The organism is Paenibacillus glycinis, assembly GCF_009909185.1.
Lineage (GTDB): Bacteria > Bacillota > Bacilli > Paenibacillales > Paenibacillaceae > Paenibacillus_Z > Paenibacillus_Z glycinis.
Map to the genome: position 1 here is coordinate 1 of NZ_JAAAMV010000037.1, position 23,147 is coordinate 23,147.

General features: G+C 54.0%; 24 protein-coding genes and 1 pseudogene. 23 read left to right on the forward strand and 2 right to left on the reverse strand.

Annotated features, from left to right (window positions below; genetic code table 11):
• Window positions 1-547 precede the first annotated feature (547 nt).
• The 3 genes from GT019_RS30320 (at window position 548) to GT019_RS30330 (ending at window position 7,269) form a co-directional block, all read left to right on the forward strand.
• Entirely contained in the window at window positions 548-4,975 is a 4,428-nt protein-coding gene (locus tag GT019_RS30320) for an S-layer homology domain-containing protein (protein WP_161747201.1), read from the forward strand.
• A gap of 275 nt (window positions 4,976-5,250) precedes the next feature.
• A complete protein-coding gene (locus tag GT019_RS30325) occupies window positions 5,251-6,207 on the forward strand; it encodes a 3'-5' exoribonuclease YhaM family protein (RefSeq protein ID WP_161747202.1) in 957 nt (318 codons plus the stop codon).
• A gap of 78 nt (window positions 6,208-6,285) precedes the next feature.
• Complete coding sequence (locus tag GT019_RS30330) at window positions 6,286-7,269, forward strand: Gfo/Idh/MocA family protein (protein ID WP_161747203.1); 984 nt, start codon at window positions 6,286-6,288, stop codon at window positions 7,267-7,269.
• A 236-nt stretch (window positions 7,270-7,505) separates the two neighbouring features.
• On the opposite strand, the gene GT019_RS30335 is transcribed toward GT019_RS30330, so the two are convergent.
• Window positions 7,506-8,366 (reverse strand): helix-turn-helix transcriptional regulator, encoded by an 861-nt coding sequence (locus tag GT019_RS30335; RefSeq protein ID WP_161747204.1) that lies wholly within the window; start codon window positions 8,364-8,366, stop codon window positions 7,506-7,508.
• A 165-nt stretch (window positions 8,367-8,531) separates the two neighbouring features.
• Between GT019_RS30335 and GT019_RS30340 the strand changes: the two genes are divergently transcribed.
• The 12 genes and pseudogenes from GT019_RS30340 (at window position 8,532) to GT019_RS32760 (ending at window position 17,547) form a co-directional block, all read left to right on the forward strand.
• Window positions 8,532-8,855, forward strand: coding sequence for a UxaA family hydrolase (locus GT019_RS30340; RefSeq protein WP_161747205.1), 324 nt, complete (start codon window positions 8,532-8,534; stop codon window positions 8,853-8,855).
• Window position 8,856: 1 nt separating this feature from the next.
• Complete coding sequence (locus tag GT019_RS30345; protein ID WP_161747206.1) at window positions 8,857-10,020, forward strand: UxaA family hydrolase; 1,164 nt, start codon at window positions 8,857-8,859, stop codon at window positions 10,018-10,020.
• A 24-nt stretch (window positions 10,021-10,044) separates the two neighbouring features.
• Window positions 10,045-11,151 carry a Gfo/Idh/MocA family protein gene (locus GT019_RS30350; RefSeq protein WP_161747207.1) on the forward strand — a complete coding sequence of 369 codons (1,107 nt, stop codon included), beginning with the start codon at window positions 10,045-10,047 and terminating at the stop codon, window positions 11,149-11,151.
• Window positions 11,152-11,376: 225 nt separating this feature from the next.
• Complete coding sequence (locus GT019_RS30355; RefSeq protein ID WP_161747208.1) at window positions 11,377-12,132, forward strand: YjgB family protein; 756 nt, start codon at window positions 11,377-11,379, stop codon at window positions 12,130-12,132.
• A 515-nt stretch (window positions 12,133-12,647) separates the two neighbouring features.
• Window positions 12,648-12,887, forward strand: a complete 240-nt coding sequence (locus GT019_RS32185; RefSeq protein WP_328804080.1) for a hypothetical protein — start codon at window positions 12,648-12,650, stop codon at window positions 12,885-12,887.
• Window positions 12,888-13,000: 113 nt separating this feature from the next.
• Entirely contained in the window at window positions 13,001-13,681 is a 681-nt protein-coding gene (locus tag GT019_RS30360; protein ID WP_161747209.1) for a class I SAM-dependent methyltransferase, read from the forward strand.
• A gap of 95 nt (window positions 13,682-13,776) precedes the next feature.
• Entirely contained in the window at window positions 13,777-14,130 is a 354-nt protein-coding gene (locus tag GT019_RS30365) for an NUDIX hydrolase (protein WP_328804081.1), read from the forward strand.
• A 189-nt stretch (window positions 14,131-14,319) separates the two neighbouring features.
• Window positions 14,320-15,087, forward strand: coding sequence for a hypothetical protein (locus GT019_RS30370; RefSeq protein WP_161747210.1), 768 nt, complete (start codon window positions 14,320-14,322; stop codon window positions 15,085-15,087).
• A complete protein-coding gene (locus GT019_RS30375) occupies window positions 15,044-15,520 on the forward strand; it encodes a hypothetical protein (RefSeq protein ID WP_161747211.1) in 477 nt (158 codons plus the stop codon). Before GT019_RS30370 ends, GT019_RS30375 begins: the two co-directional genes overlap by 44 nt.
• 125 nt (window positions 15,521-15,645) lie before the next feature.
• Window positions 15,646-15,795, forward strand: coding sequence for an NUDIX hydrolase (locus GT019_RS30380; RefSeq protein ID WP_161747212.1), 150 nt, complete (start codon window positions 15,646-15,648; stop codon window positions 15,793-15,795).
• 75 nt (window positions 15,796-15,870) lie between these two features.
• Complete coding sequence (locus tag GT019_RS30385) at window positions 15,871-16,374, forward strand: RDD family protein (protein WP_161747213.1); 504 nt, start codon at window positions 15,871-15,873, stop codon at window positions 16,372-16,374.
• A gap of 688 nt (window positions 16,375-17,062) precedes the next feature.
• Window positions 17,063-17,547: pseudogene (locus GT019_RS32760) on the forward strand (GNAT family N-acetyltransferase).
• Window positions 17,548-17,792: 245 nt separating this feature from the next.
• Here GT019_RS32760 and GT019_RS30395 read toward each other — a convergent pair.
• A complete protein-coding gene (locus GT019_RS30395) occupies window positions 17,793-18,056 on the reverse strand; it encodes a hypothetical protein (protein WP_161747214.1) in 264 nt (87 codons plus the stop codon).
• 245 nt (window positions 18,057-18,301) lie between these two features.
• Between GT019_RS30395 and GT019_RS30400 the strand changes: the two genes are divergently transcribed.
• The 8 genes from GT019_RS30400 (at window position 18,302) to GT019_RS30430 (ending at window position 23,142) form a co-directional block, all read left to right on the forward strand.
• The gene (locus GT019_RS30400) at window positions 18,302-18,508 is read left to right on the forward strand and encodes a DUF4259 domain-containing protein (protein ID WP_161747215.1); all 207 of its coding nucleotides are present in this window, start codon (window positions 18,302-18,304) and stop codon (window positions 18,506-18,508) included.
• Between the two features lie 181 nt (window positions 18,509-18,689).
• A complete protein-coding gene (locus GT019_RS30405; protein ID WP_161747216.1) occupies window positions 18,690-19,451 on the forward strand; it encodes a DUF3891 family protein in 762 nt (253 codons plus the stop codon).
• A 17-nt stretch (window positions 19,452-19,468) separates the two neighbouring features.
• Entirely contained in the window at window positions 19,469-19,918 is a 450-nt protein-coding gene (locus GT019_RS30410) for a GNAT family N-acetyltransferase (protein WP_161747217.1), read from the forward strand.
• Window positions 19,908-20,570, forward strand: a complete 663-nt coding sequence (gene rpiA / locus GT019_RS30415) for a ribose-5-phosphate isomerase RpiA (protein ID WP_161747218.1) — start codon at window positions 19,908-19,910, stop codon at window positions 20,568-20,570. Before GT019_RS30410 ends, rpiA begins: the two co-directional genes overlap by 11 nt.
• Window positions 20,571-20,607: 37 nt before the next feature.
• On the forward strand, window positions 20,608-21,363 hold the full coding sequence (locus tag GT019_RS30420; RefSeq protein ID WP_161747219.1) for a methyltransferase domain-containing protein: 756 nt from the start codon (window positions 20,608-20,610) through the stop codon (window positions 21,361-21,363).
• 128 nt (window positions 21,364-21,491) lie between these two features.
• The gene (locus GT019_RS30425; RefSeq protein WP_235949612.1) at window positions 21,492-22,025 is read left to right on the forward strand and encodes a nucleotidyltransferase domain-containing protein; all 534 of its coding nucleotides are present in this window, start codon (window positions 21,492-21,494) and stop codon (window positions 22,023-22,025) included.
• A complete protein-coding gene (locus GT019_RS32200; protein WP_328804082.1) occupies window positions 21,995-22,267 on the forward strand; it encodes an aminoglycoside adenylyltransferase domain-containing protein in 273 nt (90 codons plus the stop codon). Before GT019_RS30425 ends, GT019_RS32200 begins: the two co-directional genes overlap by 31 nt.
• Entirely contained in the window at window positions 22,264-23,142 is an 879-nt protein-coding gene (locus GT019_RS30430; protein WP_161747220.1) for a methyltransferase domain-containing protein, read from the forward strand. The genes GT019_RS32200 and GT019_RS30430 overlap by 4 nt, the downstream gene beginning before the upstream one ends.
• Window positions 23,143-23,147: the final 5 nt, after the last annotated feature.

Below are 23,147 nucleotides of genomic sequence, written 5' to 3' on the forward strand. Positions count from 1 at the left end.
GAAGCGCGGCAACGTGTGGAGCTGACGAATACTAATCGGTCGAGGGCTTATCCAAAGACATGCGTAACATCAGCTAAGCAAGACACCTTTCGCAAAGGTTCGTATCCAGTTTTCAGGGTGGAAATGCATCGGTAAAAAGGAAGACCAACGGGTTTATTAACCGTTGGTCTTCCTTTTTTTCGTGGAATCAAACGCGTACTAGACGCATTGCATTGAGACATAGCGGCGCCAAGAAGTCTGTGAAAAAATACCTATTTTTATGAAGCGAAACTAGTCCTTTCGTAGTTACTTTTGTAGTTTTGGTAAAAATTTCTGCAGCATTCGTTGAAAAATTCTTAACAATCAAGTAAAATCAAGCTCGATTATAATTCTGAAAATTTATTGTATTCCGTCTAAGATATTTTTTTAAACTTATGTATTACTAATTAAATCTTACATACTACTAAGTAATAATATGAAGCTATCTGCAAATGTTATGAAGCTATCTGTATATGAGCATTTTTTGAAAATGTTTTCATATAACTAAAATCTCTCTAGGAGGTAAGTCATGTATTTTCGCCAGGTTGCCAGAAAAATTTTCGCCTTATCGCTCGGAATCATCGTACTCCTTTGTTCGTTATTCGGCAGCCTGACCTATGCTTCACCAGATTCGGGCTTGAATACCGAGCCTGCGATCACCAAAGCAAATTCGGTCGAACAAGACGCAGCAACAGCTCAGTTCGATACGGTGACGCCAAGCGAGAAGAACGTTACGTTCGCCTTGTCGGAAGCAAATCATGCGTTAACGGTAGAAGCGAAATACAAAGACGGATCAACGAAAGACGTGACGACGCAAGGCGTATGGACGTCGCTGAATCCCCAGATCGCCGCGGTGGAACGCGGCATCATTACGGCAAAAGCCGCCGGTTCGACAGAGGTGCGTTTGAACCTTGGCGATGCCGTCGTCAATGTGCCCGTCACGGTTACCTCCGCGCCTGGTGCGCCGGCAGCGGCGGAACCGACGGAACCGACGCTCGTTACGTTCCTCCTCTCCACGCTGAACGTATTCGTGGAAGCGGACACGAACTATCCGGTTCATCTACAAGGAACGTTCTCGGATGGAGCAACGCGGGATATCACGACCGAAGCCTCTTGGAGCACGGACGACCCTGAAGTCGCGACCGTGTCGCATGGCATGATCAAGGGCGTCAAGGCCGGTGCATCGACATTCATCAAAGTGAAATACGGCGACCTGCCTACGCTGTCGATCGCGGTTACCGTTCAGAAGGACCCGATTCCGCTCCAAACCTTCGGCCTCCTGCTTTCGGAAGACGTGTTGAAGATTATGGAGACCGACGCCCCGCACAAGATGTACGCGGATCTGGAATATCCCGATCAGGATCGGTACGAAGTGACGAATCTGGGCAAATGGTATTCGAGTGACGAATCCATCGCCACCGTCGACCAGAACGGCAACATTTCGCCGGTCGGCAAAGGCATGGCGTATATTTATTTTGAGTATAAGTACACGGCTCCGAGCGGCAATGAAGGCGAGGATGGCTACGATGACGGATTGCTCGTCACGAGCGTACAGGTCTTCGTCGGCGGCCCGTTCAAGCTGGAGCGCTTCACGCCGGACATGATGGAGCAGTTGGAACTTGACTCCCCTCTCACGCTCTCCCCGAGGAGCTATCAGGAAATTACGATCATGGGCGTCTACTCCGAGGATCCTAGGTCCGGCCAGAATTATAACGCGGACGACGTTACGGGCGATATCGAATGGACCGTCGGGGATAAATCCATCGCGACGATCAACGATTCCGGCCGCGTCTTCTCGGGCGACAAGGAAGGCACGACGACGATTACCGGCCGTTATTTGTCGCTCGAACCGTTCACGTTTGAAGTGACGGTCACGAAGGAAGCGGCCGCAAGCGCGATTCTGAATTTGGTGGCAGATCCGGCCTTCGTGGAAATAGCGGACGGAAAGCCCGTTCAGGCACCGGCCATTAAAGCGATTTACAATGACGGCACGGTCAAAGACGTCACCTCCGAAATCGCCAATGCGGATTGGCTCGCGTCCGATGCATCGGTAGCCTATCGGAGCGATAACGGAACCATCGTCGCGGAATCCGTAGGCTCGGCCGTAATCGGCGCGATCTACAACGATGAAATCGCCATTATTCCGGTCATCGTGAAGCAAGCGGCTCCGAAGACGGCGACCTCCATCGCCGTTACGCCGGGTTCGCTGAACTTGCAAATCGGAAAGCGCGAATCGCTGACGGTCGAAGCGGTGATGGAAGACGGAGAGAAGGCAGATAAAACGCTGGCCGCTTCGTATCGCTCGGCCAACCCGCAAGTGGTCTCCGTCAACCGGAAAGGGGAGATCGCGGCAGTCGGAAAAGGAACGGCAGCCATCGAGGTCTCGTACGGCGGTCAGCGGCAATCGGTAACGATCGAGGTGGGTGCAGCCGAAGGCATGCCGACCGATCAGCCGGAGACGCCGAAGCAGATCACGGGCGTAACCGTAAGCGAGCCGCAAATTACGCTTGACGTGACGGCTGGTCCTCGCGCGGTTTCCGTGCAGGCTGCCTATAATGACGGCACGAGCGCGGATGTGACGGCGCAGGGCAAGTGGTCGACGCAGGATGCCGGCGTGGTAACGGTCAAGGATGGCGTTTTGACGCCGGTAGCCCCAGGTTCGACCCGCGTGCATCTGGTGCTGGACGGCGCTGTCGTCGCCGTACTGGTAACGGTTAAGGAAGGCGACTACTCCTCCAACGTCAGAGTGGCGGATGAAGGCGCGGCAGCGGAACCGACGGTCGATGCGCTGCTGTTGTCGACGACGAAGATTATCGTGGCAAAAGGCGCTCAATACCCGGTTCAACTCCTTGCCGTCAAGAGCGACGGCACAACGGAGGACGTGAGCGATCAAGCGCAATGGTCGGTGTACGATACGGAAATTGCCGACGTCGTGAAAGACAACGGCGCGGTCAGCATTCTAGGGAAATCGACCGGAAACGAGAATCCGGAAGGCGGCTATCAGAAATTCGGCAGAACGACCCTCACCGTCGCTTACGGCGATTTTACGCCGACGATCGTGAATGTCTCGGTAACCGAGAAGCCGGGTGAGCCCGACGTGCTCGACATCGGCTTCCGGACATCCGAATATGACTGGTACTTCGACGGAGCATCGTTCAGGTTGTACAAAGGGCAAAACCCGTATGAGCTGAAGCCGTTCGCGTTGGATACGACGGGCGAAACCTTCCCAACGGAAGGCGGCGCATGGACGTTCTCGCAGCCGGGCGTCGTTGACGTCAATGCGGACAGCGCCTTTGAAGCCTTAGGAACCGGCGAAACCGATGCAGTGTTCACCTATGAGCGTTTCGGCATTGCATACACGCGCACGCTGCACTTCGAGGTCGTAGATCTGCAAGGCATCGAAGCCGATGCGGATCAAGTGGACGATGCCTATCAGGTCGACGTTCATCCGCAGGGCTCGTCGCTCGTCGCGTTGAATGAAACTTATACGGATAAAGAAGGCCAATCGCATACCAAGCCTATATCCGGGTTCGTCAATTGGCAGATCGACGATCCTGATCTCGTCGCCGTGTACGATGAGCAGCCCTACGTTCGCTTTGTCGCCGGGACGAAGGAAGGCACGACGCGGGTGACCGGCGAGTACTTCGGCCATACGATCGCCTTCGACGTGACCGTGACCAAGAATCCGATCAAGCCGAAAATCATGACGCTTGTCGCGGATCCGACGTATTACGTATTCGATGACGCCGACGATCAGCCGGTCGTTCCGGTCATTAAAGCGATCTATAGCGATGCAACCGTACAGACGCTGAATAATGCGGAGCTTGAATGGTTTAGCGGCGACCCGACGATCGCCGATCTTACGGAAGACGGCAAAATTGCGCGGACGAACCGCAAAGGCGGAACCAACGTCATCGGTCAGTATAAAGGAGTGCCGGTTAAAGTACCGGTCATCGCGACCTATTCGGATGCGACCCCGGTGGCTACCGATTTGAACATTACGCCGAATCTGACGTCCTTGACGGCCGGCAGCACGCAGCAATTAACGGCAACGGCGACCATGAGCGATCTGAGCAAACCTGACGTGACGAATCTCGCGATGTTCGAATCGAAGAATCCGGACGTCGCGACCGTAAGCAAGGAAGGTCTCGTCACGGCCGTCAAGCCGGGTACGGCAAAATTGCGCGTCTACTATTGGGGCTTCAACGAGTACCTGACGATTACAGTTACGCAGGCGAGTTCGGGCGGAGGTTCGGGGCCGATCGTTACGCCGCCGGCGCCTCCGGTTACCGATCCGGATCAGGATAAGCCTCCGGTCATCACTCCGACGCCGGGAACGCCGGTGCTGGATGCTTCCGTGGACGGGGCAGCGGTGAAAGCGAACCTCGCCAAGGCATTGGCGGATACGACGCCCGTGACCTTCAGCGACGTTCCGGCAAACTCGTGGAGCGCTTCGGCAATTGCTCTGGCCGCCAAGGCCGGATTCGTGAAAGGTTATGCGGACGGATCATTCTTGCCGAAGAAGAACGTGACGCGCGCGGAGTTTGCTTCGATGCTCGCGAAAGCGCTGGGCCTGAGCGATGCGAACCAGGCAGCATTCACGGACGTGAAAGGCGATCATTGGGCGCATGGCGCGATCAGCGCTTTGGGATCGCTGGGCTTCATTAATGGCTACGGCGACGGCAGCTTCAAGCCGAACCAGTCCATCACGCGCGCGGAAATGATCACGATTCTGGCGCGGGTTATCGATTTCGGCAAAGCCGCAGGCACAAGTCCGTTCACGGACGCGAACGGCCACTGGGCAGCCCCGGCAATCGCGGCCTTGACGGAAGCCGGCGTCGTGCAGGGTAAAGGGCCGCATATCTTCGCGCCGAACGCGAACGCGACGCGTGAAGAGGCGGTAGTCCTCATTTTGCGGGCGCTGGAAGCGAGCTTGGATTTGGAGCTTGTCGAATAAACTAGCGGTTGCGCCGCATTTGCTCCCGCTCATGAGCGGAAGCGGCCGAGCTTGACGGCCTTATCTTGACAACATGGTCGTCAAGTCAGGCTATGGCCGAGAGTGCGGCAATTGCAATCGAATAGGCGTGCTCGCGCATGCCCGATTTTTCGGAAGATTCCCCTGACGGTAGACAGCGCCGAAAGAGTTCATGGTATGATGGACTCAGCGCTGCCATCCGCAGGGGATTTTTTCATAGTGTCTATTGAGCGAGGAAGAATCGGGAGGGATTACCTATGACACGTATAATAGAGTTGAGCGATGGCGACGATTTTGTCGGTTATTATTTGATCAAGGAAAGCGAAGTCAAGCAGACGAACACGACGCCGCCGAAGGAATTCATGAATTTGACGTTGTCCGATTCCAGCGGTCAAGTGCCCGCGAAGCTATGGGATGCCGCAGAGAGCGACAAGGAAAACTTCAAAGCGCTGACGCTCGTGAAGGTGCAGGGGATCGTCCAGCTGTACCGGGAGAAATTGCAGGTCAAGATCAACCGCATTCGGAAAACGACGGAAGCGGACGGCGTATCGCTGACCGATTTCGTTCGCGCGGCGCCGGTCGGTCCGGAGTCGCTCGTTGCGCGCATTCATGACGTGAAAGATAGCATCGCGGATACCGATATTCGTACGATCGTGGCGTATTGCCTGGATAAGGCAGGCGATCGGCTGATCCATTCGCCGGCGGCGAAATCGCATCATCACGCGTATTATGCCGGGCTGGCGTACCACATCGTGCGGATGCTCGAGCTCGGGGAATTTATTTGCGCGCAGCGGCCTTTCCTGAATGCGGATCTGGTCAAAGCGGGCATCATCCTGCATGACATCGCGAAGCCGGAGGAAATGGTGTCCGAGCTCGGGATCGTCTCGGATTACAGCATCACGGGGAAATTGATCGGACATATCTCGCTCGCATCGCTTTGGATCGCGGAAGCGGCCATCCATGCCGGCATCGCGACGGATTCGGAGCGCGTCATGGCGCTCCAGCATCTGGTCCTGTCGCATCACAACTTGGGCGAATGGGGCAGTCCGGTTCAGCCGCAGATCGCGGAGGCGGTCGCGCTTCATTATATCGATTCCCTGGACGCGAAGCTGCAGATGATCGAGGACGCGCTAGACACGACGGCGGACCACGAGGAATGGACGACGCCTGTCCGGGGGTTGGAGAACAAGGCGTTTTATCGGCTTAAGCTATGATCGGGTAAGCGCCGGACATGCCGTTGCCCCCGGCACGATAAAAGGGTAAAATGGATTCCGACGAAAGGGGAGTATGGCATGATACGATTCGGCATCATCGGAACGAACTGGATCACGGACCAATTTATCGAGGCGGCGCGGGAAACGCAAGCATTCGCGCTGGCTGCCGTGTACTCGCGGACCTCGGAGCGAGCGGAAGCTTTTGCGTCCAAGCACGGCATCCCGCTGACCTTTACGGATATCGGGGAGATGGCGGCAAGCAGCGAAGTAGATGCGGTCTATATCGCTTCGCCGACGTCGCTCCATGCGGAGCAGGCGATGATCTGCATGAACGCGGGCAAGCACGTGCTGTGCGAGAAGCCGGCCGCATCGAATTCGCGCGAGCTGGAAGCGGTGATCAAGACGGCTCGCGAGCAGGGCGTCGTCTTCATGGAAGCGATGAAGAGCTCGTTTATGCCGGGCTTCGAAGCGATTCGGGAGCTGCTGCCGTCGCTTGGACCGGTCCGCCGTTACACGGCCAGCTACTGCCAATATTCTTCGCGCTACGACAAGTACAAGGCCGGCGAGGTCTTGAACGCGTTCAAGCCGGAATTCTCCAATGGCGCGCTGATGGATCTCGGCGTGTACTGCCTGTATCCGCTTATCCTGCTGTTCGGCAAACCGGAGCGCATTGCCGCCAGCGGCACGATGCTGGCGTCGGGCGTGGATGGGCAGGGCAGCATGATCGCGAGCTACAAGGAGATGGAGGCGACGATAACCTACTCTAAAATCTCCAATTCCGCGCTGCCCGCGGAAATTCAAGGCGAAGACGGGACGATGACGATCGACGCCATCAATTTGCCGCGCAAGCTGACGATTCGTTACCGCGACGGACGGGTGGAAGAAGTCGACGCGCCGGAACAGGGACTCGTCATGAGCTACGAGACGCGGGCATTCATTGCGGCAATCGAAGAAGGGGCAGGGGAGTCGTCGATCAATACGCTCGCCAACTCGCTGGCCGTCATGAACGTACTGGACGAAGCGAGAAGGCAGCAGGGACTTGTATTCCCGGCAGACCGCTAATTCGGGCGTTCGGCTTGGGCAGGGCGCGAGCGTATAACTGGCATGGGTTAAATGAAAAGGGTTCGAAAGACACAAAACGCTGCAGCTGCGCGGAATCGATTCCGACGCGATTGCAGCGTTTTTGCATGCCATTCATTAGGGAGCGAGCGCGGAGTGCCGATAATTCGTTCGCGCGTTAGTGGTTGAATTTGCGGCGAGTGCTTATGGGCCGCGAGCCGGGTCTTCCGAGGAGACAATCACTGTTCCCGCTTGGAGCGGGCTGGCGTGCCTCCGGCGAATTTCTTGAACATGCGGTAGAAATGCGGCAGGCTCTCGAAGCCGCAGGAGGCGGCAATTTCCGCGACGGTGCGGTCGGACTCGGCCAGCAGCTCCTTGGCATGCATGATGCGTTTGGCGATGATGTATTCAGTGACGCCAAGTCCGGTGTACTGCTTGAACATCCGGGAGAAGTACGAAGGGCTGACGGAGGCAAGGGCAGCCAAGGACGTTAAGCTGATCGTGTCGGCCAGACGGCGGTCGATTTCATGCAGCGCGTTCTGGAGCCAGACCGGCCGGGAATCGCTGTGCGCTTGGTTCATCACGCCAGGGTTGATGTTGCGGTTCATGTGCAGCAGGATGGTTTGCAGCAGTAGCAGGATGGCTTGCCGGAATCCCGGTTGTTTGGCCGCAATCTCCGCCTGCATGTCGTCGAAGATCCCCTCGAGCCGCGCGCGTTCCGCCGGGAGAAGTTCCAGTCTGTAGCTGCGGTTCGTTCTCGCCGTATCGAAGCATTGCAGGAAGGAGAAGGAATCCATGCCGATCGCGGATGCCTGCACGTACTGGCCGCTGAAGAACACGACCGAGGACGTAATAGGCGCGTCGGGATGCGGGAGCGTCTTATGGATCGTATTGCCGGGAATGAGATAGAGGTCGCCCGCCTGCATTTCGTAGAACGATTGGTTAATGAAGAAAGAGCCGGCGCCGCCATGGACGTAAATGATCTCGTGCCAGTCGTGCAAATGGTCGGGGAGCTCCGCCTGGAGGTTCTTCGTGTTGCGCAGCGCGAGCTCGATCGGAAGCGCGGCGTCGGAGGCGAATTGCTTGCGCATGGGATCCATTCGGTGCACTTCCTTTTTATCTTGGTAAACGCCTCAATATGTGCAAGAAAAGGTATACTTTCAGCGAAAACCGCAATGTAGATTCTGTTTTTTACGATCTATAATGAAACTATAAGGGACAGCCATTCGAATGTCCATACGTTGAACGAAGGATAGGTGAACAGGGTGGATCATATCATCACTACCGGAGCGGACGCGCTTTATATGGATGAACGCGATCATGTGGTGACGGCGCTTCGGGAAATCATGGCAGGCGAGACGATCACATACCGGAATGGGGCGGGCAGTCAAAACGTCACCGTATCGAACGATATTCCGTTCGGTCACAAAGTAGCGGTCGCGGCGGTCGAGATCGGCGCGGACGTGCGCAAATACGGCGAAGTCATCGGACGCGCCGTGACGCCGATCGCGGTCGGGCAGCATGTGCATGTGCATAATATCGAAGGCATCCGCGGACGCGGCGACCTCGGCGCGAAGGAGAAGAACTAATATGGCACGTACATTCATGGGCTATGAACGGGCGAACGGCGATATCGGAATCCGCAACCATCTGCTTATCATTCCGACGGTCATCTGTTCCAATCAAGTGTGCAGCCGCATCATGCAGCTGGTGCCGGGCGCGGTGGCGATTCCCCATCAGCACGGCTGCAGCCAGATCGGCTCGGACAAAGCCCGGACGTTCGACATGTTGGCAGGCACCGGGAAAAACCCGAACGTAGGCGCGGTTCTTATCATCAGCCTAGGCTGCGAGGTCGTGGATCCTATCGCGCTTGCGGAAGAGATCCGGTCGACGGGCAAACCGGTCGAAGTGTTCGACATCCAGTCCGTCGGCGGCTCGGTGAAAGCGATCTCGCATGGCGCGGAGCTGGCAAAACGATTAATGGCGGATCTCGCGAAGCAGGAAAAGGTGCCGGTACCGTTGAATAAATTGAAGGTTGCCGTGAAATGCGGCGGCTCGGATGCGACTTCTGGCCTCGCTTCCAATCCGGCGCTCGGCGCGGCCGCGGATTCGCTGATCGCGGCAGGCGGCTCCATCGTCATCGGCGAAACGACGGAAATCATCGGTGCCGAGCATCTGCTGGCGGAGCGCTGCGTCACGGCGGAAATTTCCGATAAACTCTATTACATCGTCGACCGTTTCGAGAAAGAAGTCGAGCGGATGGGGGCGGATATGCGCGGCGGCAATCCAAGTCCGGGGAACATCGCGGGCGGCTTGTCCACCATCGAGGAGAAGTCGCTTGGCTGCATCAGCAAATGCGGCAAAGCGCCGATCCAAGGCGTGATCGAATACGCGGAGCGCATTCCGGATCATGGGCTGTACTTCATGGATTCGCCGGGCAACGACATCGAATGCGTATCCGGCATGGCGGCCGGCGGCGCGCATATCGTCTGCTTTACGACGGGACGGGGAACGCCGACGGGCGCGGCGGTGGTGCCGGTCATCAAAATCACCGGCAACAAAATGATGTTCCAGCGCATGGAAGACAATATGGATATCGACGTCAGCGATATGTTGGACGGCAGCGCCAGCCTGGAGCAGGCCGGCGAGCGGATCTGGCAGGAAATCGTCGATGTCGCGGAAGGCAAATGGACGAAAGCGGAAGTGCTGGGGCATACGGAATTCAGCATTAACCGGATCGGTCCTAGCTTGTAAAAGAAGTCGGAGGTGCTACCCTGCATGGGCGCGGTGAAGAGCGATTGGCTAGATCTGGACTATCGTCCGGCCTTGCCGCAAAATAAAGAAATGGGCATCGGCATCATCGGTGCGGGCGAAATCGTGGAGGCTTGCCATCTGCCGGCTTACGAGATGGGCGGGCTGCGCGTCGTCGGCATTTATGATCTCAATCGGGAACGCGCGGAGCAGCTGGCCGCGAAATTCGGAATCGCCAAGGTCTATCGGGACATGGATGAGCTGCTGTCGGATCCCGCGGTGCGCATCGTGGATCTGGCCGTACCGGCGAAGGTGCAGCCGGGCATCGCGGAGCGCGCGGCTGCGGCCGGCAAGCATATTCTCTGTCAGAAGCCGCTCGCGGAGTCGTATGCCGAAGCGGTACGTATTGCCGAAGCTTGCGAGAAACATGGCATTAAGGGTGCGGTGAACCAACAAATGCGCTGGTCGCCGAGCATTCGTGCCAGCCATACGATCATTCAGCGGGGCTGGCTGGGCGAGCTGCTGCAGGCGACGATTCAAGTGAACGTGAAGCAGGATTTTGCCAACTGGGGCTGGCTGCGAACGATGCCGACGCTGGAATTCATGTACCACAGCATTCATTATATCGATGCGATCCGGTTCCTGTTCGGCACGCCGGAGTATATCTATGCGGACGGGGCGAAATTTCCGGGGCAGCGCACGATCGGCGAGACGCGCACGCTGCTGCATATCAAGTTTCCCGGCGAAGCGCGCGGCTTGATCCACGATAACCATAATCACATCGCGGGCGAAGATGACTGGTACGCGACCTATCGTTTCGAAGGCACGGAAGGCATCATCAAAGGAACGAACGGCTCGCTGTATAACTATCCGGTCGGCCGGGAAGATACGCTGAGCTTTCATACGAAGGCGATTCACGAGGATTATTGGTTCCAGCCGCGGCTGCACGGCAAATGGTTCCCGCATGCGTTCATGGGCACGATGGGCGAGCTGATGCGCGCCATCGAAGAAGACCGCGAGCCGGAGAACAGCGTGGCGGACAACCTGAAGACCATGCAGATGGTGTTCGGCGCCTACTTGTCGATGCAAGAAAATCGGCCGGTTACGCTGGAAGAGATCGCGAACCAAACGTAGTTGGTTTTATTGAAGAGGGGAGCGCGATGCGCTTCCTTTTTTTGTTGGGACGGAGGAATGCATTCCCGGTCACATTATAGGCGAGGCATGGCTTGTGTGGTTTATGTCATAGCCTGGCTCACTATGGTGCATGCTAAAGTTTGGAAAAGGAATTGAAACATTTTCATAATCAAGCTCGTTTAGAGGGAGTAGCTTTGCATTCAAGACATACAGGAGATGAACATGATGAACAAGAAACCATCCGTTAAACGGCTTGCGTTTACGGCGCTGCTGGCGGGAGCCATGATGCTGTCCGCTTGCTCCAACGGCAATAACAACGCGACGAACGATTCCAACACCGCGCCGCAAAACAATGCGACGCAGCCGGCGGATTCGACGAATACCGGGAACAATCAGGTGGATCCTGGAAATTCTGGCGACGCTGCAGATACCGGCGACAGCAACGCGAATGGCGGCACTTCGAATAACGGGACTTCGAATGAACCTACCGGAAATGCCGGCAACAGCGACACGGGCAATACGACGGCCCCGTCGAATACGGACAGCCAAACCGCGAGCGACATCAAGGCAATGCTCGAGTTGGCCAAGGACGGCAAAGTCAAGGGGATTCCTTTTGCGGCGGATAAAGGCCTGATCGACGATGTCGAGAAGGACTGGGGCAAAGCCGATAAAACGGAATTCGCCGGCAAAGGTATCTATTCGACCTACGCGAAGAAAGATGCCGTGATCGGTTCCAATAAGGGCAGTCAAATCTTCGATGTCCGGTCCAACGCGCCCGAGCTGCAAAAGCTGACCTTGAAGCAAATCGAAGCCGCGCTGGGCAAGGCGGCGAAGGTGACGAAGAGCGGCAGCGACACCGTCTACACCTATGAAGCGAACAAAACCTTCGAGCTGCGCTTCATCATCCCGGCCGATACGGGCAAAGTGGACCATATCTCGGTGTACGCGCCCGCGGATACCGTGAACAATATGGCCGGATAAGCAGCAAGTTTGAGGTAGCGCTATGTCCTTATGCAGGAAACTGTGGCATTTGCATTTATTTCTGGTCTTGGTAAGCTGATTTTCGAATACGAACCGAAAGCATCGGGAGATTTCTTCGTCCATCTGGGCGGGAGGTCTCCTTTTTGCGTCGGCAGCTACGACTATCGGGCTGGTTTGCGGTTTCCAGTATTTAACTGGACTGTTATACTGAAAGGGTGATCAACGATGAAAATTGCATTGGGCAAACAAAATGTCGAGGTACTCTATGTTGGAGCGGAGCTGCTCCCATTCGCATGTCAATCAAGCGATCAGCGCGATCAGGTTTTATGCGGGGCGCGTGCTTGGCGATCCGGCAGCCGTGCCTCAGGTTAGCAGGCAACGGGGCGTGCGCACCACGGTCCGGCAGAAGGAATTCGGGAAAGTGGAATAAGCTCGACAAGCCTGCACCGCCTAAGTCCGTCCAACTTTAACCAACGTTCTTTTGATTTCAATATCTTACGATTGGAAGTGTTCCTATTAGTAACATAGACAAGCGAAATAGACTAAATGAAGAAGTCTTCACCTATAAAACAACGAAAGACAATAAAGTATTTATTTATTGGAAGGGAAAGCAAGTCACAGTACTATCAGGTAAGGAAAGCGAAAAATTTCTTCAAAGAATTTTGAATAAAGATCATAAAGAAATCCAACTCGTAATGGCTAAGATTACCGGGAATTTTAAGCATGGTAATGAAAAGGACAATAGATCAGACTGACTTGAAAGAGTAGTCCTTTCATTTTAATGAAGAGTAACTTCTTTAATTCTTGCAATGTCACTAGTGATTTTCTTGTTCCAGTAGTCTGTATTTTTTAGATCGGAGGCAGATTAATGAGTGTAGATTGGTACAATTCTATAGCCTTGCGAAACGGCGGTTACAGATCCAATGCTATTTTCACAATAGAAGGTGTGTCTCCCGAGCAGATTTTTGAAGAAGGACTCGTAAGCATGTTACCTAAGTTTGAATCGGTACTTGACGCGGGCTGCGGTCACGGTGATTTCACGTTAAAGATGTCTAAATATACAAAGTCGTTAATCGGGTTTGATAATTCGTCGGAAATGATTAAGCTTGCACAGCAACTGCAGCTAGAGAGTGATCAAGTAAACGTCGTATTTATTGAAGCCAGTACAAAAACAGACTTACCCTTTACCGATGGCCAATTTGATTTAATCTATGATCGGAGAGGCCCAACTTCAATCATTAATCATTCACGGATCTTAAGATCCGGAGGAACCATTTTCGGCATTCATTCCGGTGCATTGGAAACAGTAAAGGAAAGGTTGCATCAGAATCATTTTGTTAGTATCGAAATCAGGGAATTCAACAATTCGAAATACATATTCGAAGATCCAAAAGAGTTTACTACGTTTTTATCCGGGATACCTGGCAATCCCGACTATTCAAAGCCAGCATATGCTGAAGCGCTTGACTTGAAGATTAAGGAACAAACAATCGATGGAAGAATTGAAGTGAAGGAATACAAGTATATATGGAAGGCGATTAAACCATGAGGGTCATTCAAATGAGTTACCTGTTTTATCTAACACCGTGTTCACGCTGTTAACTTTTAGGATAGGGGGAATCCTCAATTATCGCTCAAGCAATCATTTATGATAGGCCAAATTCTTTACTTATGGTTAGACAATACGTAGAGCGTGGAGATATCGTTTGGAATTTTCCAGGCGGAGGTATTGAAGATGGAGAAAGTCCAGAACAAGCATGCGTAAGGGAAGTAGCAGAGGAGACCGGCTTTCAAATTAAAATCATCGAGCTCATAAGTAAGAAAAAAGAAAAATATACATATCGCGCTGAGATCATCGGCGGAACATTGAAAACTGAATTTAATGAACCATATAACGAGGACATAATTGAAGTTCAATGGATTGATATGAAAGATGCTAACTACTTTGATAAGATAACGAAGCCAATAAGAGATGAATTTATAAGAAGAATCGAATAAGTCCCTCAGTCCTGTTGAAATTAAGTGTGAATTTGAACATGAGAGTTTTCAGCGGGGAACAGGAATCAGCCGGAAGTGCCTGCACGACCTAATCGTATCGCGGCAACACGTCGTTGTTCGCATAAGGCAATACGGCTCTTGATTACAAGAACGTTAGGCGAAACGCGAAAATACCAAAGGAACGTGTAGATGATCATACATTTTAACCAGACGAAAACGAATCTTAAAAAAGTAATCGAAGTCGAAGAAGATGGCGAACTAATTTATCAAATCAATATGCCTGCAACGGCGAAGTTTTTTTCAACAACGATGACGTCCAAAGGCGATTTAGTGTATCGTACAAGTTTCCAACTCGGTAACAACTTAAAGAACCTTATTCCGTTTAAGTGGCTCTGGAGTAAACAGATATCCGAAGCCTGTTTGGTTTGTGATCGAAACGGGAACATCATCGGAGCAATGCGGAATGTCCAGGAGGAAGCGCTGCTCAGTTACAACGAAGTGATCTTAAAGGATGAGCATGTGAAAATCTATGAGGTCACCAAAAAGCATAACCTGCATCTTCTTATTTTTTTGGAAGGCAATCAAATTGGACAAATCGAGAAAAGCCTGCGCGTAAGAAATAATCTTGATCGCTATGCGTTGTTTTTGTTAGACGACTTCTTGCGGTTCAAAGACATGCTTATTTTGTTCGTCGGGTACTTTGATAATTGGAATGATTCGAATATCGGCGAGATTGAGGTGGGTAAAAGAGAAGTCGTATGGGAATGGTCATACAGCAAGGCGAATGCGAAATACGATCGGAAATGGCTACAGCATCATTTTGATCTTAGCAAGGGGCATATAGCGGCGATTGAAAACGAGCAAATGAATCTCTTTTTCAAATTATTATTTGTATTCGTAGGAGTAGCTGGCTTTGCAGTTATTTTGTTTTTTTGTTTTTCGGGAATTCGAGAATAGATTCGATAAATCGTTTTCGGTTTCGGATAAGCTGGTCGATTACAAGTCAAACCTTACGATTCCTTATCAGGCAATAACAATTCTGCAAAACGAAAAGGGATTTGAAACGATAAAGAATAACGTTGATTATCTGGACGCTCAACTGGAAAATTGGAAGCTTGCAAACATTGAAATTCAACGCAAAAACGACGAACTAGAAGTGTATTTTAAATACTCGGACTCCTGCGGCAAGCCAATACGGTACGATGCAAGGCATCATTACTTATCCGAGAAAGCCTTCGGACTTCAACGCAGCGAGTACGGAAGAATCACATATAACGGACGATTAGGCTTGCAAATCGTGAATCTTTTCAACGCGCATAGTCATGATAAGGCGGTCTTAACTAAGCGGTCACCAACAAAAGAATATAAACAATTAGAAGTGCTTTATTAGTCGTGCATCCTGAAATGGAACAAAAGCATGCAGCAAGCGTATAAAGAACCGTTACTTAAAACGCTGGTTATTCCCCGCATGTACATAACAGCAGCGATACTATGAATCGGAAGGGATGCCCGAACATGCAAAGAGTCGATGTCACGTATTGTTTGATTACCGATTCCTCGAAGACGAAGGTATTGATGGTTAAGAACGTCGATCATGACAGCGGGTCGCTTCCGGGCGGAGCGGTGGAGCAGGGACGGTTTTCGTCGGCTTATCGATGGAAATGAAATCGCGTATGTAAACGAAGGCGTGAAGTAAGAACCGACTTCTACCCACTATCCAGGCAAGACCAAGGAGCAATCATGAAACTATCCCTGAAGCGCTTAATCGCCTATTGGCTGGATTTTGTCATCCTCGCCGTCGTGCTTGTCGGCGTGCAGCTGCTGCTCTATACCGTAACGTCCGGTTTCCCTTTCGATTACTTCGACAAAGGCTTCGAAATCGAGAGCTGGGTCGTACTGTCGATGTCGCTGCCGGTCTGGGCGTATTTTATCTCCTTCGAGAAGGCAAGACGGCAAACGCTCGGCAAACGATTACTGAAATTGGTAGTCGTCGATGAACGGAAATCAACGTTGAGTTTCGTCCAAGCGTTAGGCAGAACCTTCGTCCGCTTATTGCCGTGGGAGTTGACGCATCTCATTATATTGGTTCCGGATCCTTGGTGGGATGTCGAGGAACCTTCCAATCAGGCGTTGATTTTCATTCCGAATCTGCTGATCGTCGCGTATATCGTGGTGCTCTTTGCCAATAAAGGCCGAAGAGGTATTCATGATTACGTCGCAAGGACGAAAGTGAAGGAGCTATAGACTCTCGGCGAACCGGATAGCTGTTCTAACAATCAGAGAGGTGAAAGGCATTCGGCAACTATAACGGAAATCGACCTTGAGCCAGGCAAATATGCATTGTTTTACGAATATGATGAATCCAAGCAACAATATGGACCCGTCGAAATCACGAAGAGTGATAAACCTGCCGATCCACCATTATCCCCTTCGATCAGCATCACGAACAGCAAGCACGATATCGTCCCGATAGCCGCAAATGCCTCCATGAGCTATACATGGAACAGTCGAAAAGGCGAGTCCTTTGCAGGCTTTCAGGTAAACCGGGCAGATCGTTATACGATCGACATGGGTACGCAAATGCAAGCGTATTCTCCGGCCAAGCTGACGTTGCTGCCGACTTCAGCAAGGAGCTCTTGGCATCGTTCAAGACATTCGGCATATTTGCCCTCTCCGCCGCTCCCTTTGCCTTGGCAGGTTTCTACATGTATCGGAGAGAAGAAAAGAAGCGGAGCTCGAGGTTCGCGCAGAACTGATAAGCCCCGTTTCAATTATAATGGGGAGACGTACGTCGCTTCGGTTCAAGCTGCTTAGGAGAACCGCAGCGGGCTGACCGGACCATCGTTACGGATGAAAAGCAAGGCGTAGATGTCTCGCAGCACGAGTAGCCTCCGAATGATCAGTTCAACGAAAATCGCACGTACAAGGAGAAATGAGCTTGGTTATCTTGGTACCCACAACTAGAAAAAACTGGCAGGCTGCACTGCGCCTGCACGTAGATGCGCAGCAAGTCGATTACGTGCCTTCGGTCGCGGTATCGCTGGCCAAGGTGTCTATTCGTCCGGACGGCGATGCCTATGTATACGCACCGTTTTGCGTCTATACTTTCGACCAAACCTTGGTCGGGTTCGTCATGGTGACGGCGGATGAGACAACCTCCTGGTCCTACTGGCTGAACGGGTTCTTGATCGACGGCAGCAGGGCAAAGGTTACGGATTGGCGGCCATGAATGCGGTGATCGGTTATATTCGCGCCCGCTATCCGCAAAGCGAATGCTTGAACTTGACAGTATATCCGGATAATGCCGCTGCCCGAAAGCTCTACGAAAAATGCGGGTTCAAGCAAACGGGTGAGGTGCACGACGGCGAGCTCGTGTATCGGCTCGTCCTGCGTCCGGGCTCGAGCGGCTCTCAGTAAATCATGTCCACCTCGGCTTCAAATAGCTTGAATGCCCCTTTAAGATTAGCGGAAATCGGTGTAATGATGATCAAATGCGTAAGAAAGCGGGTGATGCAGTGAGCAGCGTACAAGCCGGAATACTCGGTTTATGCGTCGGGGATGCCCTTGGCGTCCCGATGGAGATCGAAAAGTTGGACGAGAAAATGATCCGGCCGAATCTGGCCGCTAAAAAGGGCAGCGCGGCCGCTGCCCTTGGATCCCGATTAGCGTTTCCGCTGCAATAACAAATAGCCGCTGATGCTGGACGTTTTTTTGCTGAAGACGATTTTGAATCCGATATCGTGATCCAACAAGCAGGCTAACGCGGCGCTAAGGAGCGTGCCGGCCGTTAAATGAGACGTGCAGGGTCTGGAACTGCCGATCACGCGCGAGGCCGTGATCCTGCGGGCGGAACCGGAGACAAGCGGATTTCTGGACCAACTGATCAAGACGAGATCCGTTTGTTGAACAGCTTTTGTACGAGCCATTCGTATCACCTCGTTTCTATCAGACTTCTCTATAATAGATGAAGAATTAATAGAGAGTGTGCGTCCGAAATCCATGAAACAAGCTCCTGCCGAAAAAAAATATTAGCCAAGCCCGGAGAGGCCGTGAATACCGTTCGTGATTACGCCAAGCGCCATAAGGAGGAGGCTTCTCTTTGTGGCATTTCAGGCGTTTTTTTAATGCTGGCTTAACTGGAATGGTATATACTACCATATATATTGCTTTTATGGTGTATGTTGAAGTCGATCTGGCTTCCAATGCATTAGGCGCGATCGAGCTGCTGGCGGCAGCGCATGGAAAACCGGGACGGGAAGTCAGAGACAATTCCTCGTTGACGGAGGAATTGGAGGAGTGGCTGGCGGATTATAAAACCGAGGATTACGGGAATTGGCTCGGCGTGGTGGAGGATCTGGAACGCGGGCTGCGGACGTAAACCGCGATCCGGTACAGGGGGCGTTGGATTCAACTGAGTCCGCTCGGCGTAGCTTTAATCGATGACTGGCCGCTTACGCGAAAACGGTAATTTTTGGTCATGCTAAGAATGACTTTGCGCATGCGCCGGCTATGCAAAGAACGAGGTATAATAGGGATGAGATCATGAAGGGAGTGAGGCCATGATTATTCGGGAAACGGAACAAGCGTTCATCATGACCCATCAGCATGAGCACGCCCGGTTGTCGGGCGAAATTGCTAGACGATTTCATACCCATTTGTTCATGGACGAGACCCGAATCGCGGAAGCGCTGACTGCCGTGTACGAGCATGATCGCGGATGGATCCCGATGGACGATACGCCGATTTGGAATGACGGGCAGTCCGCTCCGTTTACGTTCATGGATTATCCGCTGCTGCCGAAGCTTTTGTGCTATCGGCATGGCATCGACGAAGTGGAAGAAGGGCACGATTACGCGGCTTTATTGTGCAGCCTCCATTATTCGACGTTCGAGCTCATCCAGACCTCCCGGCAAGCGGAAGTCGTGCGCTTCCATGACCATGAGACAGCCAGGCAGGATCGGATCCGGGCGAAGCTGGCTCCGCTGGACGAGGATGTGATCCAGCGCCAGCTGCGCATATTGAAGCTTTGCGACGGCTTGTCGCTCTACGTGTGCCTGAACGAGCCCGGAGCCGCGAAGGAGAACGAGCATCCGTGGTACAAGGACGGGTTCACCATTACGCTGGTCCCGGGCGAACGCTATATCGCGAACTGGCTGAACGAGCAGGAAATTCGCGTCGCTCCGTCCTTGTTCGAGCAAGCTTTTACGGCTACGCTCGTGCAGAAGGAGGTGCCAAAAGCGCGCATTCAGCGCGTGGGGCTCCTTGAGGCTTACCAGGAGGCGGAATGGACGGAGCAACAGGTGGCTTTCACGGCAATTTAGAACGAAGGAGCGTCTGCATGGAACTCGCATTCGGCGATTATTTGATCTCGGACCGCAAGGAAAAGCTCGATCGCGCCGTCATCCTGGATTACTTGGCCAGAAGCTACTGGGCGAACGAGCGGGCTCCGGAACGGATTTTGAGATCGATCGAAGCCTCGGTGTGTTATGGCGTCTATCATGGGGATAGGCAGGTTGGATTTGCCCGCATCGTGACGGACGGCGCGACGATGTTCTACCTGTGCGACGTGTTCGTGCTCGAGGCGTATCAAGGCAGCGGGCTGGGGAAGAAGCTGATCGAAACGATCGTGCACGCCCCGGAGTATGAATGGATGACAGGGATTTTGGGCACGAAGGATGCGCATGGCCTGTACGAGAAATACGGATTCGAGTCGATTCCCGGACGGTTCATGCGGCGCTTGGCACAGGCAGTACCATCAGAAAACAGAGGTGATCGCAATGAACGCTAAACAACTGGCGGCCGAAGAAGCCGTCACCCATATCGAAGACGGCATGATCGTCGGACTCGGAACCGGCTCGACGTCGTACTTCGCCATCCTCGGGTTGGCTGCGCGTATGAAGGAAGGACTCCGCATTCAAGCGGTAGCCAGCTCGCAGGGCTCCGAGGATCTGGCCAGGCAGCTTGGGATTCCGATCCTGCCGTTCTCCGATATCGAAGCCATCGACGTAACGATCGACGGCGCCGACGAGGTGGATGAAAACTTCAATCTGATCAAAGGCGGAGGCGGGGCGCTGCTGCGGGAGAAGATTCTGGCGGCGAACAGCCGGAAATTCATCGTCATCGTGGACGACTCGAAGCTGGTTCGCCGGCTGGGCGCATTTTCCCTGCCGGTGGAGATCATCCCGTTCGCGTACGAGCTGACGATGCGGAATTTGGCGGCGCTGGACTGCAAGCCGACGCTTCGCAGCTCCGAAGGGAAACCTTTCGTGACGGATAACGGCAACTACATCGCCGACTGCGCGTTCGGCGTGATCGAAAGTCCGGCGGAGTTGAGCAACCGATTGAAGTCGATCCCCGGCGTCGTGGAGCACGGCTTGTTCGTGAAGATGACCGAAACCGTCATCGTCGGCAGCGGCGAGGGCACGATCGCCTACCTGTAAGCGAACGATCATGGATCCCCGAAAGGAGGCGGCAGCCATGGACCCGAACAACGAGAAGATGCGCGCGTTTATTCTCGACCAGATCGTCATGAAACCGCAAATCGCGATATTGGATCTTGGCTGCGGTCACGGATACGATCTGTTCCAGCTCTCCCGTTCGGCGGATGCCGACAGCCGGTTTGTCGGTCTGGATACGATGGACGAAGCCATCCAGAAGGCGACCGGGCAATACGGCGGCGATGCGCGCCTGCGTTTTGTCCGGCATGATATCGCGCAGGGCCTGCCTTTTCCGGACGGCAGCTTCGATGCGGTCTATTCCAACAACATGCTGGAATGCATCACGGACAAGCAGGCGTTGCTGCGCGAGGCGCACCGCGTGCTGAAGCCCGGCGGGCAGGCGGTCTTCGCGCATTTCGATTGGGACTCGCAATCGGTCGACGGCGACAATAAAGACTTGATTCGGATGATCACGCATGCGTACAACGAATGGAAGCAGGATTGGATGACCGACATCGACTCGTGGATGGGCCGGCGGCTGTGGCGTACCTTTCAGCAGTCCGGCTTGTTTACGGGCAGAATCGAAACCTTCGTGCTGACGAATACGAGATTCGAAGCGCCGTATTACGGGCATGCCATGATCGTGGATTTCGCGGCCCTGGCCAGAAGGAAGATGATCCGGACGGAGGCGTACGAGGAATTGCTCGCGAATCTGACGGCGCTGCACGACCGGGACCAATTCTTTTACAGCATTACGATGTATGTCTACGTCGGAAATAAAAGTCCGGCGTCTTAAAGGGCTCCTAGCGAGTATCCTTATAAATATCCCAGAAGCAGAGCCGCGCATGAGCGGCTTTCTTCATCTGCTTAGACGGGAAACCGCTTGCAAAGCATTGGCTCGAGACGGAGAGGGGGCGGTGCAGCATGGACCAAAGCGTCCGGACGCTGCTGGAAGGCGCGGTGCGACTGCTGCGGGAAGAACTATCGGCCGGCTTGATCGGTATCTACGCGCACGGATCGCTGGCGATGGGAGGCTTCAATCCGATGCGCAGCGACATCGATCTGCTGGTCGTCGTCCGCGAACCGAGCGAGCGGCATACATACAGGCGGATTGCGGATAAGCTGCTCCGGCTGGAGGAAGAACAGCCTGTCGGAGCGGGCATCGAGCTGAGCATCGTGCTGGAAGCGTACGCGGCGGCATTCGTGCATCCGACTCCGTTCGAGTTCCACTACTCCGCGCATCACCGGAGCCGCTACAAGGAAGAGGCGGATTACGTATGCGGCGGAACGGCGGATCCCGATCTGGCCGCTCATTTCGCCGTGACCTATAGCCGGGGAGTCGCGCTCTGGGGCCAGCCGGTTCGGGAATTGACGGGCGGTTTTTTCGGGAGTCGGTACTGTCGGACGTACGCGAGGCGGCCGCCGGCATTACGCGCAATCCCGTCTATTACGTGCTGAATTTATGCCGGACGCTGCAGTACGTGCAGGAATCGGCGATCTCCTCCAAGCGCGAGGGCGGCGAGTGGGCTGCGTCTATCGTGCCCCGGGCTTACCGCGATGTCATCGCTGGCAGCCTGGCGGTCTATCGCGGCGAGCGCGCGGAGATGGCGATCGACGAGGAGCGTCTCCTGTCCTTCGCGTCCTACATGCTGGGGGAGATCGGCAGGCAAACGATCAAGGATGAGGAGCTGAGCGAATGACGGCTTACGAATGGGATGAGCGGATCGCCTATTTGCGCAATACGCGCTGGTTATTCTACAACGACGATTACCTGGAGTTCCTGGTTCGCGGGGTCTGGAAAATCGACAAGCCCGTCAAGCTGGTCGATTACGGCTGCGGCTACGGCTATCTCGGGCTAAAGCTGCTGCCGCTGCTGCCGGAGGGCTCGAGTTACACGGGCATCGACAAGGGAGTGCGGCTGCTCGGCGAAGCGAGAGAGCTGTTCTCGCGCCTGACCTATCCGTCCGCGTTTATCGAAGGAGATATCGAAACGATCGAGATCGCGCGCGAATACGACATCGCCCTGAGCCATGCCTTCCTGCTGCATATGACCGAGCCGGAGCGCATCCTCCGGAAGATGAGGAACAGCGTCGTGAACGGCGGGCGCGTCATTTGCTTCGAGCCGCACTGGATCGGCTGCATGGCTAATTTTGCGTTGGAAGGCGCCGCGCAGTCGTCCATCATTCCGCTTGGCGTGCTGCAGAAGCTGTACGAGACCGATGCGGCGCGAACCAGCAAGGACGGCAACATCGGCATGCGACTGCCGATCCTGATGAGTCAACTGGGAATGAAGCAGGTGGGCTGCAGAATGAGCGACCGGGTGAACTTTCTCGATCAGCATATGGACCCCGAGGGCAAAGAAGCGCTCTACTTCGCTCTGCGGGAGGGCGGCTTCGCGCAAGAGCCGGCAGATCTTGTCGAGATGGTCGCGCGATTAAGGCAGCGGGGACTGGATGAGGAAGAGGCTGCCGAGCAAGCGGAAGCGGAGCGCCGCCTGGCGGAAATTTTCACGTCGTCGTCTTGGCTGACGGGCGCGGACAATATGATGATTTCATTCGGTATCGTGGAGGATTGACGGAC

Coding starts and splice junctions, on each gene's coding strand:
- GT019_RS30360 (WP_161747209.1), top strand. CDS start 13,001: ATGAGTGTAGATTGGTACAATTCTATAGCCTTGCGAAACGGCGGTTAC.
- GT019_RS30385 (WP_161747213.1), top strand. CDS start 15,871: ATGAAACTATCCCTGAAGCGCTTAATCGCCTATTGGCTGGATTTTGTC.
- GT019_RS30395 (WP_161747214.1), bottom strand. CDS start 18,056: ATGGCTCGTACAAAAGCTGTTCAACAAACGGATCTCGTCTTGATCAGT.
- GT019_RS30420 (WP_161747219.1), top strand. CDS start 20,608: ATGGACCCGAACAACGAGAAGATGCGCGCGTTTATTCTCGACCAGATC.
- GT019_RS30405 (WP_161747216.1), top strand. CDS start 18,690: ATGATTATTCGGGAAACGGAACAAGCGTTCATCATGACCCATCAGCAT.
- GT019_RS30345 (WP_161747206.1), top strand. CDS start 8,857: ATGGCACGTACATTCATGGGCTATGAACGGGCGAACGGCGATATCGGA.
- GT019_RS30430 (WP_161747220.1), top strand. CDS start 22,264: ATGACGGCTTACGAATGGGATGAGCGGATCGCCTATTTGCGCAATACG.
- GT019_RS30325 (WP_161747202.1), top strand. CDS start 5,251: ATGACACGTATAATAGAGTTGAGCGATGGCGACGATTTTGTCGGTTAT.
- GT019_RS30410 (WP_161747217.1), top strand. CDS start 19,469: ATGGAACTCGCATTCGGCGATTATTTGATCTCGGACCGCAAGGAAAAG.
- GT019_RS30350 (WP_161747207.1), top strand. CDS start 10,045: ATGGGCGCGGTGAAGAGCGATTGGCTAGATCTGGACTATCGTCCGGCC.
- GT019_RS30320 (WP_161747201.1), top strand. CDS start 548: ATGTATTTTCGCCAGGTTGCCAGAAAAATTTTCGCCTTATCGCTCGGA.
- GT019_RS30380 (WP_161747212.1), top strand. CDS start 15,646: ATGCAAAGAGTCGATGTCACGTATTGTTTGATTACCGATTCCTCGAAG.
- GT019_RS30355 (WP_161747208.1), top strand. CDS start 11,377: ATGAACAAGAAACCATCCGTTAAACGGCTTGCGTTTACGGCGCTGCTG.
- rpiA (WP_161747218.1), top strand. CDS start 19,908: ATGAACGCTAAACAACTGGCGGCCGAAGAAGCCGTCACCCATATCGAA.
- GT019_RS30335 (WP_161747204.1), bottom strand. CDS start 8,366: ATGGATCCCATGCGCAAGCAATTCGCCTCCGACGCCGCGCTTCCGATC.
- GT019_RS30400 (WP_161747215.1), top strand. CDS start 18,302: ATGGTGTATGTTGAAGTCGATCTGGCTTCCAATGCATTAGGCGCGATC.
- GT019_RS30330 (WP_161747203.1), top strand. CDS start 6,286: ATGATACGATTCGGCATCATCGGAACGAACTGGATCACGGACCAATTT.
- GT019_RS30370 (WP_161747210.1), top strand. CDS start 14,320: ATGATCATACATTTTAACCAGACGAAAACGAATCTTAAAAAAGTAATC.
- GT019_RS30425 (WP_235949612.1), top strand. CDS start 21,492: ATGGACCAAAGCGTCCGGACGCTGCTGGAAGGCGCGGTGCGACTGCTG.